The organism is Methanimicrococcus hacksteinii (genome assembly GCF_032714515.1).
Classification (GTDB): domain Archaea; phylum Halobacteriota; class Methanosarcinia; order Methanosarcinales; family Methanosarcinaceae; genus Methanimicrococcus; species Methanimicrococcus hacksteinii.
Genome location: NZ_JAWDKC010000004.1, coordinates 1 through 16254, shown reverse-complemented (window position 1 = coordinate 16254; position 16254 = coordinate 1). Strand labels below are relative to the sequence as shown.

12 protein-coding genes, 2 tRNA genes and 1 pseudogene are annotated in these 16254 nt (G+C 43.8%); 6 read left to right on the top strand and 9 right to left on the bottom strand.

The genetic code is table 11. The features are described 5' to 3' along the window. Nucleotides 1-171 precede the first annotated feature (171 nt). The 6 genes and pseudogenes from hisS to ilvE all read right to left on the bottom strand — a co-directional run. On the bottom strand, nt 172-1419 hold the full coding sequence (hisS, locus tag MmiAt1_RS00880; protein ID WP_318785025.1) for a histidine--tRNA ligase: 1248 nt from the start codon (nt 1417-1419) through the stop codon (nt 172-174). Between the two features lie 53 nt (nt 1420-1472). Then, complete coding sequence (locus tag MmiAt1_RS00875; RefSeq protein ID WP_318785024.1) at nt 1473-1901, bottom strand: VOC family protein; 429 nt, start codon at nt 1899-1901, stop codon at nt 1473-1475. A 161-nt stretch (nt 1902-2062) separates the two neighbouring features. Next, nucleotides 2063-3160 carry an OBG GTPase family GTP-binding protein gene (locus MmiAt1_RS00870; RefSeq protein ID WP_318785023.1) on the bottom strand — a complete coding sequence of 366 codons (1098 nt, stop codon included), beginning with the start codon at nt 3158-3160 and terminating at the stop codon, nt 2063-2065. Between the two features lie 155 nt (nt 3161-3315). Then, entirely contained in the window at nt 3316-3645 is a 330-nt protein-coding gene (locus tag MmiAt1_RS00865; protein ID WP_318785022.1) for a type II toxin-antitoxin system RelE/ParE family toxin, read from the bottom strand. A gap of 76 nt (nt 3646-3721) precedes the next feature. Next, the gene (locus MmiAt1_RS00860; RefSeq protein WP_318785021.1) at nt 3722-3889 is read right to left on the bottom strand and encodes a type II toxin-antitoxin system Phd/YefM family antitoxin; all 168 of its coding nucleotides are present in this window, start codon (nt 3887-3889) and stop codon (nt 3722-3724) included. Nucleotides 3890-4593: 704 nt separating this feature from the next. Next, nucleotides 4594-5457 (bottom strand): annotated as a pseudogene (gene ilvE, locus MmiAt1_RS00855) (branched-chain-amino-acid transaminase); the annotation flags it as partial. A gap of 361 nt (nt 5458-5818) precedes the next feature. Here ilvE and MmiAt1_RS00850 point away from each other — a divergent pair. Next, nucleotides 5819-5893: transfer RNA gene (locus MmiAt1_RS00850), tRNA-Arg, on the top strand. 217 nt (nt 5894-6110) lie between these two features. On the opposite strand, the gene MmiAt1_RS00845 is transcribed toward MmiAt1_RS00850, so the two are convergent. Beyond that, nucleotides 6111-7193, bottom strand: a complete 1083-nt coding sequence (locus MmiAt1_RS00845) for a hypothetical protein (protein ID WP_318785020.1) — start codon at nt 7191-7193, stop codon at nt 6111-6113. Nucleotides 7194-7532: 339 nt separating this feature from the next. Between MmiAt1_RS00845 and MmiAt1_RS00840 the strand changes: the two genes are divergently transcribed. The 5 genes from MmiAt1_RS00840 (at nt 7533) to MmiAt1_RS00820 (ending at nt 14462) form a co-directional block, all read left to right on the top strand. Then, nucleotides 7533-10535, top strand: coding sequence for an S-layer protein domain-containing protein (locus MmiAt1_RS00840; RefSeq protein ID WP_318785019.1), 3003 nt, complete (start codon nt 7533-7535; stop codon nt 10533-10535). Nucleotides 10536-10676: 141 nt separating this feature from the next. After that, complete coding sequence (locus MmiAt1_RS00835) at nt 10677-11807, top strand: 3-dehydroquinate synthase II (protein WP_318785018.1); 1131 nt, start codon at nt 10677-10679, stop codon at nt 11805-11807. A gap of 37 nt (nt 11808-11844) precedes the next feature. After that, a complete protein-coding gene (gene aroD / locus MmiAt1_RS00830; protein ID WP_318785017.1) occupies nt 11845-12594 on the top strand; it encodes a type I 3-dehydroquinate dehydratase in 750 nt (249 codons plus the stop codon). Between the two features lie 23 nt (nt 12595-12617). Beyond that, nucleotides 12618-13508 (top strand): shikimate dehydrogenase, encoded by an 891-nt coding sequence (gene aroE, locus MmiAt1_RS00825; RefSeq protein WP_318785016.1) that lies wholly within the window; start codon nt 12618-12620, stop codon nt 13506-13508. Between the two features lie 72 nt (nt 13509-13580). Then, nucleotides 13581-14462: a methyltransferase gene (locus MmiAt1_RS00820; RefSeq protein WP_318785015.1), complete on the top strand. Its 882-nt coding sequence runs from the start codon at nt 13581-13583 to the stop codon at nt 14460-14462. A gap of 690 nt (nt 14463-15152) precedes the next feature. On the opposite strand, the gene MmiAt1_RS00815 is transcribed toward MmiAt1_RS00820, so the two are convergent. After that, nucleotides 15153-15836 carry a TIGR00266 family protein gene (locus MmiAt1_RS00815; protein WP_318785014.1) on the bottom strand — a complete coding sequence of 228 codons (684 nt, stop codon included), beginning with the start codon at nt 15834-15836 and terminating at the stop codon, nt 15153-15155. Nucleotides 15837-15935: 99 nt separating this feature from the next. Then, a tRNA-Cys gene (locus MmiAt1_RS00810) sits at nt 15936-16007 on the bottom strand. Between the last annotated feature and the right edge of the window lie 247 nt (nt 16008-16254).

Genomic DNA, 16254 nt, shown 5'->3' with positions numbered 1-16254 from the left:
ATATGAAACAAAACATATGAAACAAAACATATGAAACAAAACATATGAAACAAAACATATGAAACAAAACATATGAAACAAAACATATGAAACAAAACATATGAAACAAAACATATGAAACAAAACAAATGAAGCAAATGAAATTGAAGAAGAATTAAGAAGAAAGAAAAATTAAGAAAATTTCGAAATTAATTCTTCCAAACTCAATGAAACCTGTTCGCCGCTTTTCATATCTTTCAAAGACAAAAGTCCGGATTCCAGCTCCTTTTCACCGACAATCAAAACATAATCGGCGCCGACCGTATTGGCGTATTCCATCTGCGCTTTGAAATTGCGGCCCATGACATCGGTCAAAACGGAAACGCCTGAACGAAGCTTTCCGGCAATTTCAATGCCTGCCGTTTGGGTTTCGGGTTTTGTAATCAAAACGATTGTTTCGGGTTTTTCGGCCGGAATGTCACAAATTTCCATGATTCGATCAAAGCCGATTCCGAATCCTGTCGACACAACGTCGCCGCCGCCAAACAGGGAAATCAGTTTGTAAGAGCCGCCGCCGCAAATTTGTTTTTGGGCGCCGAGGCCGTCGGCGTAGACTTCAAAAACAATTCCGGTGTAATAATCCAAACCGCGCGCGACACCGAAATTAACGGTATAATCCGTAACGCCGTAGGCGGCAAGAAGCGTGAGCGTCTTTTCAAAAGCATCGAGCTCAGGCAGATTACCGACAACTTCGCGCGCGCCGGCAATTGCCGCAAACCCGTCTTTGCCCGAAAGCGAAACCGTTTTACGGATTTTATCGACCAAGTCCGCCGGAACGGAAAGTTCGCCGAGATAAGCGTCTAAATTTTCATACTCTTTCTTGTCGATGAAACGCATAATCTGATCAGAGACGGCTGATTCCGTCGTGATTTGCGCGAGCAGATGTCTGAGAACGGACAAATTTCCGATGTTAAGATCGCCCTTGATGCCGACGGCAGAAATCATTGTCATGGCAAGCGCGATGACTTCGGCATCCGCTTCCGGCTTGCTGCTGCCGATAAGTTCGGCGCCGAACTGCCAGAACTCTCTGTAACGCCCTTTTTGCGGGCGCTCGTAGCGGAAACAATTTTCAAAATAAAAAAGCTTGATCGGTCTTGAAAAAGACTGCATTTCATTCACATAAGCGCGCATAACGGGCGCCGTCAGCTCGGGGCGAAGCGTCATTTCGCGGTCGCCCTTGTCCGTGAAATTGTAAAGTTCGCCGATGACTCCCTGACCGGATTTGAGCGTGAAAAGCTCAAGTTCTTCAAAAGTCGGCGTGACGATTTCCCCGTAGCCCCATTTTTGAATCACTTCGCGAAGTTTAAATTCAACAGCACGCCTCTTGGCCATTTCTTCCGGCAGAAAGTCGCGTGTTCCCCTTGGTTTTGAAATTGTCATAATGAAAAATCCCGAGATGAATAAGATGAATAGAGGTAAGACAAATTAAATTATTATTTCCATTTGATGCCGTCTTCCCAAATAATTTGCCATGTGATTCCGAATTTGTCAACAAGCATTCCGTAAAGAGCGGCGTAAAATGTTTCCTGCAATTCCATTGAAACGGTTCCGCCTTCGCTTAAACGGGCAAAAACAGCTTGAATTTCTTCTTTATCTTTGCTTCCGAAAACCAAAGTGACATTGTTCCCGACAATTGTTTCAAATTCCGGCGGCATGTCGCAAAACATAACATTCGTGCCGCCGATTTCCATATCGCAGTACATCACGATCGTCTTCATTTCATCCGAAATCTGAAAATTAGGATCCGGCGGCATGTCCCCGTAAGTTGAAAAATCCGGAACATCTTTACCGAAAGCTTTCGCGTAAAATGTCACCGCCTCGCGGCAGTTACCGTCAAAATTAATGTAAGCGCTGAATGTCATATTTTTCCTTCTTGAAATGCTGAGATAATGAAATTAAGGCAATGAATTAAGATGAAATTAATGATAGAAATTCAAAATAAAATATTGAAAAGAATAAAAGATTCAAGGACAGAATAAATTAAAAATCTTGTGACGAACAAAACTTGCCGCTCATTTCAGAATTATTTCTGAATCACGACGGAGAGAATGTCACCGTCCATTAATTTATGGTCCAGTCCGACACGCTGTCCCGGATGTTTCGCAGAATTGCCCCAAACGTATGCGAATCTGAATTTCTTTCTGAAATCCTTATGCAGACGGTCGCAGATTTGCCCGACATCGGTGCCGCGCAAAACAATCATCGGCTCTTCCAAATCGGCGGCTTCGCCCTGGGGTTTCATGTAAACGCGGATGAAGCCGAGGCGATCGTAAAGAACGTCGCGGAGCATATCTAAATTCTGGCTGTTGTGCGCGGAAATAAAGACAGCGTCGGGGTATCTCTTTTTGTTGTCTTCCAAAATGGAATCGTTTGCCAAATCAACTTTGTTGACGACAATCATGGACGAGACGTAACTGCGGTTGCCGGCGACAACATCAATAAATTGGTCGACGGTGATGTTTTCTCTGAAAAGAACGGTCGCGTTATGGATTTTGTATTCGTCCATGATGGACTTAATCGTATCTTCGTCCAAATAATCCAATTCAACCGTTGAATTGATACGGATTCCGCCGCGATCAACCTTTTTGATGACGACATCGGGCGGCGTTTGGTCGATTCGAATACCGGCTTCGTAAAGCTCCTCCATCAAAACCTGATAGTGCGTCGGCTGGAAAACGTCCAGCAGAAAAATAACAAGATCGGAACTGCGGATGACGGCAATCACTTCTTTTCCGCGCCCGCGCCCGGAAGCGGCACCCTTAACGAGACCGGGAACGTCCAAAATCTGAATAATCGCGCCTTTGTATTCCATGACGCCCGGAACAACAGTGAGCGTCGTAAACGCGTAAGCGCCGACTTCAGAATTGGCATCGGTCAGTTTATTGAGAAGCGTCGACTTACCCACAGACGGAAAACCGACAAGCGTGACGGTTGCGTCACCCGACTTTTTGACACTGTAGCCTTCACCCGTTCCGCCGGATGAGCTTTTCTTTTCAACCTCATCATGCAGTTTCGCAAGCTTCGCTTTCAGCCTGCCGATGTGAAAAGAGGTGGCCTTGTTGTAAGTCGTCTTTTTGATTTCTTCTTCGACTTCCCGAATCTGTTCCTGTAAAGTTGCCATGTTATACCGAAATGAATGAGATAATGAAAATAATAAATAAGAGTTAAAGCGCGTGTCTGCGCGCGGTGAAGAATAACCTGTTTTTCAGTATATATAATTAATGAAACGCAAGCGTATTTGGAAAAATGATTCGGAAAATATTTGAAAAAATGTCGTTAAATATCAGAAATTTGCAGCAGCTGTTCAATATTTCTGCGGTTATAAACAAACCGCCTTAATCGAACAGTATCATCGACAACCGTATAAAAAATAAGATAATTCCGAACATATATACGGTAATGCGGTTCCGTACTGTTCGGAGGGAAATAAGCTTCAAAAGAAGCAGGGACAAAAAGTCTTTCAGAGATTGCTTTTTGGACTTCTTCCAACAACAAAGTTGCAGCTGCCGGGTTTTGAAGCTCATAAGTAATATAATTCAAACTTTCCGTTAAGTCTTTTTCAAATAGAGGAAGGATTTTGATTTTATAATATTTTATCTCCGCCATAACGATCTCTCAATCGCCCGAACACCTCTTCTCCTGTGAGCCAGACACCGGTTTCTTTCGCTTCGCATTCAGCTTCCTACAATAACGCGTCAATGTTGTTTGTCAATTTTGCATATTGTCCTAAATCCATGACAACGAGCGAACCGTGTCCGTTTTTTGTGAGGTAAACGGGACCGTTCTTAACAGCGGCTTCGATTTCCGAGAATTTATATCTTAAATCTGTGACAGGTCTGATTTGAATCATAAATATGCCTCCCAAATAAATGAATTATTTTTGGTGTAATCACATTATAATCACATTATAATCACATTATAATTACATCATAGTTAAATCATAATTACATCAAAGTTAAATTCATTCAGATATAAATTAGTTGTTAAAATCAAAACCACTGATTTAATAATCATTTGATTGAAAAACGCCAATCCATATAACAAATTTTATTTTTTCAAAAACAAAAACATTAAATAGTGATTGAAAAACAAGTCCGCCGATTATGATTGAAAAACATCAGAAATCAAAATATAATGACAGAATAAATGAATGAATTCAAAAAACAAAAATAATAAGCTAAGTCAAAAAACAAAAAAATGTGCAAAAATTGCACATTTGATTTTAAAAATATTAAGAAATTACTTTTTTGTCGCCGGTTTCTTTGCCGCGGGTTTTGCGGCAGGTTTCTTTGCCGGCGCTTTTGTCGCAGCCGTTTTGGCAGCCGGTTTAGCCGCGGGTTTTGCAACAGCCGTCTTGGCAACGGTTCTTGCAGCGGGCTTTGCGGCCGGTTTAGCAGCGGCAGTCTTGGAGGCAGCTGTTCTTGCGGCAGGTTTGGAAGCCGGTTTGGCAGCAGCCTTTGCCGCGGGTTTTGCGGCAGGTTTTGCAGCTGCGGGTTTTGCGGCTGCGGTCTTTGCTGCCGGTTTTGCTGCGGCTCTTGTCGGCGCTTTCTTGGTGTAGATTTCCGTTCCCGTTGTGGTTGTAATTCTTTCGAATTCTTTAAGCATCAGAGCGGTGACAGGGCCGGTTTTGCCTGTGCCGATCGTTCTGCCGTCCACCCAGACAACAGCTGCGGCTTCCGCGGCTGTTCCGGTGACAAAGATTTCATCGGCGGTGTAAACGTCAAAGAGACCGATGTTTTCGACGCGGACCGGGATTTTGTTCTTTTCAAGGAGTTCGATTGCGGTTGCTCTCGTGATTCCTTTTAAGTTGTTAATCGTCGGCGGCGTGTAAACAATGCCGTTCTTGATGATGAAAATATTATCTCCCGAGCCTTCGGCGACATAACCGTTGCTGTCCAGGAAAATCGCTTCCTGGCCGCCTTTGGCGTTGGCTTCGATTTTGGCCATGATATTGTTCAAATAATTCAAAGATTTGATGTTCGGAGAGAGCATGTCGGGCGCGTTTCTGCGGATGCCGACGGTGATTGCTTTGAGTTCCATGACATCATATAAAGAATCCATCGTTTTCGCAACGATAAAAACATTAGATTTACCGCATTTGAGCGGGTCAAGACCTAAATCGCCGTTGCCGCGGGAAACGATCGGGCGGATGTAAGCGTCTTTTAAATTGTTTTGGCGGAGCGTTTCAAGAATGGCTTCTTCCATATCTTCTTTTGACATGCCGATGTCCAAGTCGATGGCTTTGGCGGAGTCAAACAAGCGGTCAACGTGTTCTCTCAATTTGAAAACGCGGCCTTTGTAAGCGCGGATTCCTTCAAAAACACCGTCGCCGTAAAGAAAACCATGGTCGAAAACGGATATGACAGGTTGGTTCTCGGGAACAAACTTGCCGTTCGCATACATTAAATTCTCGCTCATTTCTGAATCACCCGATACATTTTGTGATATTGATTTTATAATCATTTATTTAATTGACATGATTTCAGGCGCAAACGCGCTGTTCTCAATGAAGAATTCTGCAATAAACCAACAATAAACCGATGCAGAAACATCACGAAAACGTCATGAATATAAAATACCAACTTCCCAACAGATTTAAATGTTTTTCCGAAAAAACGGCTTCATGACGAATGATGCAAAAAAATGCAGCCTAAACAGCAGATTTTCAGCCCCGAAAATAAGAATCTGAATGAAGCTCGGCGAAAAATCGCAAAATCAAAAAAAATCGGAACAAAAGGTATATATGAGAAAAAAGGCTTTCTTTGAAATCCAATCCGTTGGGCTCGTGGCTTAGCCAGGATATAGCGTCGGGCTTCTAACCCGAATGCCGGGGGTTCGAATCCTCCCGGGCCCGCTTTTTTTCTAAATTTTTAAAAAAATTAAAACCGGTGAAATGAAATTTTCATCGAATTTTTTTATCAAATTTTTTCATCAAATTTTTTCATTAAACTTTTTCATCAAACTTCTTTTTATCAAGCTCCTTTTCATCAAAACGCATTCGATAAAACGCTTTATATCAGCCTTCTTTTCATTAAATTTCAAACTTCTTCTTTTTTGCATTTCATTTCCCGTCATGAAAAATCGTATTCGATTTCCCGAACCCGAACATCAATTTCAAAAGAAGAACTTGAAGAAATTGTTAAAATCAGATTTTTGGAATCAAATTCAGATTCCAACTCCGGAAAATCGCGGTTGATCCGGTCATTCAGCTGAGAAAAATACAAAGCAAACGCCGCTTTTTTTGCCGAACTGACTTCATTCAAAATGCCCGATTCAGACGAAGCAGGCGGAACATAACGGACACAGACAAATGAAACAAAATCATGAACGTCCGCCGTTTGAACAACCCTGTAATCCAAAACCGTCAAATTACCGAAAGCAGGCGAAGAAGTAAAATGAACTAAATCACCCGATAAAGACAGCAAAATTCCGCCGTCGCCTCCTCTTCGAACGGAAACAGAAGGCGGCTTCAAAAAAGAAAAACCCTCATTTTGAATCAAAAGCAAAGAGGAATCCCCCGAAGAATAAACACAGTCGGGAAGCTGAGAATAACGGCATGAAAACAAAAGCGATCCGGAACTTAATTGATACGGAACAAAATCAGAATAAAGATCAGAATCAAAGTTCGAATCGGAAGCGGAATAAAAATCAGAACCGGAGTCAGAATCAAAATCGGAATCGGAATCAGAATCAAAATCCGGATCAGAATCGGAATCAGAATCAAGATTCGAATAAGAGTCAGAATCTAAATCGGAATCGGAGTCAGAACCAAAATTCATTTCAGAACGGGCACCGAAATCAATTCCGGGAAATAATGAATCCAAATCATCGTCCGCTTCCAAAAAAGATTTTGTTTCGGCCGGCACGGAAAGATCGGCGCAGAAAATAATTCCGCCGCCGGTTTCCGTATGAACGGAAGCATATTGGGAATGAAAAGACGACCGCCCCGACGAGGCCGGGTTTTCAGACAATTTCAAGATATCGGAGAGCAGCTGTTCATTTTTATCGGACTCCTCGGCCATAATTTGAGCGGGAACGGCCGTCAATAAAAAAGCGGAAAAGAAAAGCGATAAAACGGCCAGCAGCAAGAGGGCGCCGAAAACGGCGGAAACGCCCGACTCATCCCGAATGAATTTTTGAAAGAATTGAATCATTTTTTGAAACATAATCTGAAAAAAAGTCGGGAATATTAAACTGTTTTTTAATATTTTCAAGCAGGATAGAAACAATAATATAAATAAACCTTAGCGCATATTAAAAATATATGATTTGAACAGTAAATAAAAACAAACGCGGGAATTTCGGCATTATTTCAATTACCGCATTTTCACATCAAATTTTCAAATCTGATTTCACATACATTCCAACAATTTCACAACACTTACGAATTCACAGTAATTTCACAGTAATTTCACAATTACAGATTTCACAATTGCAGAATTTCACACAATTCATTTCACACTACCCAATACAAACAGTATCGAGTGCCACACATGATTAAAGACATAAAGACAAATAAAATAAAATATCTGAGCTTTTTAATTTTACTGAGTTTGGTTTTAGCCGCATCACTGGCCGCGCCCGCCGCCGCTGCCGCCATCAAAGGCAGCAACGCATGGGACCAGGACCAGGGAATGTCATCAACATACACATGGACGCCCGCCATCTATTCAGGACTTTGGTATGACCTGGACAGAGGCGTTTACACCGAAAACATCACGCTGACAATTTCCGCAAGCGACCGGCAGATCAATGCCGACAACGCGGAATACATCACCGAAACAAAGCCCCTTCGCTTCAATTATTCCGATTGGGGCAGCTACCGCGTCATCGGCTGGCAGGGCGAACCGTATTTTGCAGGATACACCCGCTCAAGCTCGGGCAACAACTCAACGACGCAATTTACAAGCAGCAACATCAGCACCCTGTCCGATGACAGAATTTATCCGGTTTTGATTGACAGTGACGACGAGAAAAGAATCAGCTCGGGCAACACTTACAATTTGGAAAACGGATACAAATTAAAAGTCGAAGATGTCAGCGAAAGCAGCAGACAATTCAGATTAATCCTTGAGAGAAACGGAAATGTCGTCAAAAATGAAACCGTTTCAAACAACACGACATACGTTTACGAAAGATCATTGGATGACGTCGGCACGCTTCCGGTTGTCGCCGTTCACGTCAAAGGATTGGACGGAACGACCGCCGTGATTGACGGCATTTTCCAAATTTCCGAAAGTTCAACCGAAGTGTATACCGGAAAAAGCATCGGCGCAATGGAAATTACAAACGTCAATGACACGCACATCAAAATGAAAAACCCGAGCCGCATCAAATTAGATGCCGACCGGACCGTCACACTGATGGGACACATCAAAATCGATGTGAAAGACACATCCAAATTAAAATTCGAACTGATTTCAGATCCGAAAACAGACCGCGAGAAACAATATCCGAATATGGGAACCGTTTATGACAGCTCCAATGTCATCCGAAGCTGGAACGGCATGAGTTTCCCGGGACTGACTTTTGATTACAAAAACAGCACCGAAACCGAAAATCTGTCGTTCGATGTCAGCAGTTCGATTTCACGCTCCGTTTCCGCAAAACAGATCCTGTACGCGACAAACGCATACAACGAATCTTTCAATTACTCCGACTGGGGCAGCTACCAGTCCATTAATCTCGGCGGCGAAAACTATTTTGCCGGATACATCCGGTACAGCTCGTCCGACAAAAACAATACGACAAACTTCACCGACAGCAATGTCAGCCTTCTCAAAGACGGCGATGTTTCCAAAGTTCTGATTAACAATGACAGCAACCGCCAGTACGATACGGGCTCGAACATCAGCTTAGAAGAAGGATACACGCTTCTGGTCAGCAACCTGACCGACAACGGCACCCGAGTCAATCTGGTCCTCAAAAAAGACGGAACAACCGTCAAAGAAGCCACAATCAGCCAGGGAAATAATTTCGTGTACGAAGCAAATGTCGGCGGCACGGCCATTCCGATTATCGCGGTCCGCATCACGACAATCTTTTCCGGATCCAGCGAGTTCATTAAAATCGGCGGCATCTTCCAGATTTCTGCAAATTCAACAGATGTCAGCGCCGGCAGAACCATGGAAAATATGCGCGTGGAATACACCGGAAGCAATGCATTGATTTTTACCAACGCAAATGCCGTGAACCTTTCCAGAGGATCGGATATTTTGCTGATGAACAATCTGACGCTTCACGTTGCCGATTCGGACGAACTGCGCTTCTTCCCGTACACGCAGACAAACGGCAGCCAGACATCGACATCATCAGGTTTAAGAATTGAAGTGCCCGATACCATCTATCCGAATGAAGAAGTCATCATCAGAGTCAATTACAACGACAGCGGCGACTGGAAAGAATTGTCCGGCGCAACCGTTAAAGTCAACGGCAGTTCAATCGGCGAAACCAATTCAAGCGGCGCGATTTCTTATACGGTCGGCGATTACGGCACATATGAATTCAGAGCCGAAAAAAGCGGATATTCGTCGACATCCGTTTCAAAAACAACCGCCGAAAATGGCGAAACGCTTCAGATTATTATTCCGGATTACATTTTTACGGAAAGCTCATTTGAGTTATATGTCACCGATGAAAACGGCGCAAAAGTCGTCGGCGCAGCGGTTTACAGAAATGACAATCATATCGGAACAACCGATGAAAACGGTATGATGACTGCCGAAACCGGATCGGCTCACGGTTACTTTGAACTGACGGCATACAGAACAGGATACAGAACCGGCATAAAAGATATGTGGGTTTTGGAAAACGGTCCGTATTTTGCGGCAACCATCAGCCTGCCGGATCAAATTACTGCCGGCAAAACAGCGAAGATTGACATCACCATCGAAAATGCCGGAACGGAAAAAGGCACGCAGGAAATAACAATCACTGCCGAAAACAAAACCGAAACAAAGAAAATAACGCTGGATTCAAAGAAAACAAAAGACATCACATTCAGCTTTAAGCCCGAAGCGGCCGGCTACACCACACTTGTCGTGGGCAACCAGACATTTACGCTGACGGTCGGAGAAAAGGAAGGAACGGAAATTCCGTGGAATTGGATTTTAATCGGCGGCATTCTGCTGATTATTATCATTGCCGCGGTTGTCCTTTTGATGTATCTCGGCGAAAAAGAAGCGGACGAAAAGAAAAGCCCGCGGAAAACCCAGAAGAAAGGACAGGAAAAAGGACTGTTCGGCGGTTTATTCGGCGAATCGGCCGATAAAAAATCAAAGCCGGCCGCAAAGCCCGCATCCAAATCCGCACCCAAGTCCGCTTCAAAACCGGCATCAAAGCCGGCTTCGAAACCCGCATCCAAACCGCAGACATCCGCCCCGCAGACAGCGGCCTCAAGCAAGCCGAAAGACGCTCATAAATATTCCAGCAGCAACAAACAGCCGGAATTGAAAAACAGCCAGAAGAAAGCACGTAAAGAACAAGACAGAAAATAATTAATCAGGAAATAATCAATCCGGAAAATAATCAATCCGGAAAATAATCAATCCGGAAAATAATCAATCCGGAAAATAATTAATCAGGAAATAATTAATCAGAAGATAATTAATCCGAAAATAATCAGCAGGAATGAGACGATGAAAAACGTATGGATCAAAGCAGCAGAAGGAGATTGGAATACAAAAAGAAACCAGATAACGGCAGCCATGGAATCCGGGGCGGATTTCGTGTTTGCCGACGCGGCAGATCTTCCCGAAATCAAACAGCTCGGAAAGATCAAAACTGCTTGTTTCTTCAGCGGCGAAAAAACGCCTGAAGACGCCGATGTTTGGGTTTGGAACATTCCGATTTTAGCTGAATCCGATGATGAAAAAGCCGAAACGGCCGAATTAAAGCAGATGAAAGAAATGAAAGCTGCCGGAAAAACCGTTGCGGCGTACGTTGACATTCAAAACAAAAAAACAGAATTGTTTGCGGCAGCGGTCGGCAAAACGGCGGATTATTTAATCATCTCGGCCGGCGACTGGCGCATCATTCCGCTTGAAAATCTGATTGCGGCGCTTGAAAAGTACGATGTTGAAATTATTACCGATGTCCGGACGGATGAAGAGGCGCAGACAGCGCTTCAGATTTTGGAAAAGGGTGTCGACGGTGTTTTGATTGAATCGAACGATATGAGTGAAATTAAAAAGATTGCAAATACCGTTAAGATGAGCGGCTGCGCGGCCGAGGCGCTGGTGCCGGCCAGAATTGTGACGGTCAGGCCGCTCGGCATGGGCGACCGCGTCTGTGTGGACACCTGCAATTTGATGACGCCCGGCGAAGGCATGCTGATCGGATCGCAGTCTGCGGGATTGTTTTTAATTCATTCGGAAGTCGACGACAGCCCGTATGTGGCTTCCCGTCCGTTTCGGGTGAATGCCGGTGCTGTTTATTCTTATATGAAAGTGAATGACATCACGCGTTATCTTTCGGAATTGAAAGCGGGAGATGACTTGACGATTGTCGGCGCGGACGGCAAAACGAGGCCGGGAATTGTCGGGCGCGTGAAAATCGAATCGCGGCCGATGATGCTTTTGGAAGCGGAAGCGGAAGGAAAAGTATTGAAAGTGATTTTGCAGAATGCGGAAACGGTGAAGCTTGTCAGGCCCGACGGCAAAAGTGTCTCGGTGACGCAAATCAAAGACGGCGACGAAGTTCTTGTCAAGATTGAAGAGGCCGGCCGGCATTTCGGAATGCAGGTCACGGAAAAAATCATTGAAAATTAAAAAGAATTTGATTGAAAAACCCAGGAGGGATGTCGAAATGACTTATTTCACCCGGCCGGCGGCTGTCGGAACAATTACAAAGAATGTCAAAGAAAATGCAGCCGGCGGTAAGGAAAAGGGCGCGGATTTGCTGGAACTGCGCTTTGATTTGCTGCTGAACAACACGCCCGGATTTGAAAAATATTTGAAGGCGGATTTTGAAGAAAGCGCTTTGACGGATCAAATGAAAATCTGGATTTCAGAAGCCAAAGAAACGGGTCTTCCGGTGATTGGAACGCTGCGGTCTAAAGATGAAGGCGGCGCTTTTGAAGGAACCGAAGAAAACCGTTTTGAAGTCATTAAAGAAATCATCGGCGATGTTGATTTTATTGACATTGAGCGGCGAAGTTCCAAGAAAAGAATTTTCGAATGCAAAAAGATTGCCGAAAAATTCAATACGAAAATTATTATTTCGTCTCATTATTTCGATGAGAAAGATATGCCGTCGCGGAAAAAGATTGAAAAAGTCCTGGAAAAATCTTTTGAAAAGGGCGCGGATATTGCAAAGGTTGCCGTCATGCCCGAGACAAAAAAAGATGTTTTAAAGCTCTATGAAGCGGGTCTCAGAAGCAAAACGCCTGAAAAAATCTGTCTGATTGCAATGGGCGAACTCGGCAAGCAAACGCGTGTTTTGGCGCCTTTTTACGGTTCGATTCTCTCTTACGGCTACATTGACGAAGAAGCGGCACCCGGACAGCTTTCGGTCGGCCGGATTAAAAAAGGATTCCAGCTGCTCGGACTTTCCTGAAAAAGTTAAAAATTGGGGAGAAAATGAAAAACTGCAGATTCGGCGTTTTCGGGTTTCCCGTAAGCCATTCGCTGTCGCCGGCCATGCATACGGCGGCGTTTAACGCGCTCGGGATGACAGACTGCGAATACAAAGCTTATGCGGTCGAGCCCGAAAATTTGAAAGAAGCAATTTTAAAGGCGCAGGCGGAAGGTTTTGGCGGATTGAATTTGACGATTCCGCTGAAAGAAAAAATCTTTGAAACGGATTTGATAATTCCTGACGCTTTTGCCGAAAAAGCAGGTGCCGTGAATACGCTAACATTTAAGGACGGGAGAATTTACGGATACAACACGGATGCTGCGGGCGCATTTGCCGCGCTGGAAGAGGCAGGATGCCAAACGGACGGGAAAAAGATTCTCATTGTCGGCGCGGGCGGGGCGTCAAAATCGATTTCTTTGTTTTTTGCAGAGCGCGGAAATTCTGTCAAAATTATTAATCGGACGGCTGAAAAAGCGCAGCGTTTAGCGGATGAAATTGCCGAAAAAACAGGAAATTCGAATGTTTCGGGAAGCGGTTTTGAATCGGGCTGGAATGATTTGAAAGAAGCGGACATTATCATTCAGACAACGGAGCTCGGCATGGGAAAATATGAAGATGTTTCTTTATTTGACAAGCTTCCTCTTTTGAAAACGGAACAGAAAGAAGAAATGATTCGATCCTGTGTTTCAAAGAAAACGGTTTTTGATATTGTTTACAATCCGGAAGAGACGACGTTTTTGAAGGAGTCGAAAGCGGCGGGTGCCGAGACGATGAACGGTATGATGATGCTTGTGTTTCAGGGCGCTTTGGCGTTTGAAATCTGGACCGGGAAGAAGCCGGACATCGGCGTGATGAGAAAAGCCGTATCAGACGCGCTTTTGAAGAAAGACTAAATAGTGAAAAAACAATAGTGAGAAAAACAAAACAAAATTACAAAAACAAATCTGCAAAAAACGGCTGATTGAATGACAGGGGAAAAAATGGAATTCAACGAAAAAGAATCGGAAAGTGAGATGGAAAAGTTAATCGGTGTGATTGAAAAGATTGCCGTTTCCAAACATGCAACGGTTGCGATGGGGGTTCGGGACCCGGATCCGGAAACAATCAGATGCGCCGCGGCGGCAGTCGGAAAGGATTATGCCGATGTGATTTTAGTCGGCGACAAATCCGAAATTGAAAAGGCTTCCCGCATTTACTATAAGATTGGAGAAGACGAGCCGCTGGACTTGCCGTTTGAAATTCGGGACACAATGAATCCGGAAGACGAATTGGTTTCAATGCTTGTTTCAGAAAAGGTTGACGCGGCGATTCGCGGAACGGCAAAGGCTTCGGATTCGCTTTCGAATTTGAAAAAGGCCTGTCATATCAATAAGATTCACAGAATCGCAATTTTGCTGACAAAAGACGGAAATCCTTACTTTTTTGCGCCGGTCGGCATTGACGAAGGGACGACAACGGAAGATAAAATCGAATTTATTTGTCTCGGCGCGCATTTGCTTAAGCGCCTCGGCGTTTCGCCTTCCGTCGGCTTAATTTCAAGCCCCGACGAGAACGGACAAAAGGAAGCGGCAGAAATTGTCCGGACAATTACGGAAGAAAAGAAGCTTCACATCGTTGATTACAAACTGGATTTGGAAGAAGCGTTTGAGCATTCCAACTATATTTTGGCGCCGAACGGCATTACCGGCAATTTGATTTTCAGATCGCTGGCATTCCTGGGCGGCGGCGACGGTCTCGGGGCGCCGATTTTAACGGACAGTCATGTTTTTGTCGACACCTCACGGTCGGCGGGGCACTATACGAATGCGATTATGGTGGCGAGTGCGCTTTCGAAGAAGAAAAAATAATTGTAAAACCTGTGTTTCGGGTTTTCGATTCTGTTTTAAAAATTTGTGCAGCTCGCGCGAGGCGGGCGGCAGATTTTATGATTTTACATTGGCAATCTTGAAAAAAACATCCTTTTTCAAAACTCAACAAAAACAGTGTTCAGATTTCATCTCATATTTTATTTTAATTAAAAACCTCTCTAATTTCCAATTCTCCTGCCGCTTCGCGTCAGTCGAATTCGGAAATTAGAGCCGAGTTTGACGCGATTTCAAAATGAAACATCGGCTTTTGATAAGTTTAAAAAACGAGTACGGTCGAAAGTGTGAGAGACGTTTTCTGTTTGTGTTTTTTTCGCATTTTTGGACAAACCGAAACATCCGTTTTTCAAAAACAAATTAAACCCGAACGCCCGTTAAAACCCGAAAAACAAATAAAAAATCAAAATATTAAAGAAAAAACGGCGTTCGGTTTTTCACGAGCTTTATTAAAAACGATGTTTCATTTTTAAAAATAGATCAAGGCCAATCCTGAGTTATCAAATTTTAACGAAACATTACATAATCCTAATTTAAACCCGTCGAATTCGACGGGTTTAGGCAAAATGTCGGCCTGATGCGTTCACGATGTTTTCCACAAAATAGATTGATGCCGTAAATGCGATACCGGAACTTTAAAACAAAAAAAATTAAAAAAAGAAAAATGAAATTTCTTCAGCCGTTGCTCGGCGGAATTTTGGAAAGGAATATATCCACCAAATTGCCCATCGGCATGGTCTGAATCCAAACTTTTCCGGGACCGGTCACTGTTCCGAGGAACAAACCTTCGCCGCCGAAAAGAATGTTTTTCGCGCCTTTGACGGTTGTAATATCAAAGGAAACAGTATCTTCCATCGCGGCCAAATGTCCCTGATCAATCATCAGGCGTTCGCCGGCTTTCAAATCGTATTCGACGACATCGCCGTCAATTTCCAAAAAGACATAACCGCTGCCGGTAAATTTCTGCATGATAAAGCCTTCGCCGCCGAAAAAGCCGGCGCCGACGCGTTTCTTAAAATGAATGCTCATTTCAACCGATTTTTCCATTGCCAAGAGCGCATCTTTTTGAGCGATGATTGTTCTGCCGCCTTCAAGTTTGAAATCCAAAATACGGCCGGGAAAAGACGAGCCGAATGTAATGAATTGGTCGTCGCCTTCGGCGGTGTAATTGTTCAAAAAGATGGATTCACCGGAAAACATGCGCGACAGTCCTTTCATTAATCCGCCGCCGGTGTTTGTTTCCATTTTCATTTTGTCGGTCATCCAAGACATCGCGCCTTTTTCGGTGACCATGGTTTCGCCTCTTTCGAGGTGGCAGGTGACAACGGGGAACGGGGTTCCTTTGATTTCGTATTTCATGATGATTTTCTCCTTTTACAAAAAATAAACAAAATATCCGAAGAATAGAAAGAAAAACAAACATAATAAATTATTCTGAAAGAAATATTAAAAATGAAAAGCCAACGTCCGGATTTGAACCGGAGTAGATTCGCTCTGCAGGCGAACGCATAGCCGCTCTGCCACGTTGGCTCTTTTTGATTTTTGTTTGCAAACGTTATTTACAAACATTTTGTCACAAACGTTTTGCTGCAACATTTTGAATAAATTTCCGGCATTTGTTTCAAAAACAAACCTGCCGTAAACTCTTCTTTTCAAAAAACAATTACAAAATAAGAAAGATAAAGAAAGACTCATGGCAGCGATCCAAGCTTCCCGAAGGCTCGCACACTTCAGTACAACAGGGAACGCTGGCGGGCTTATCTTCTGTGTTCGGTAT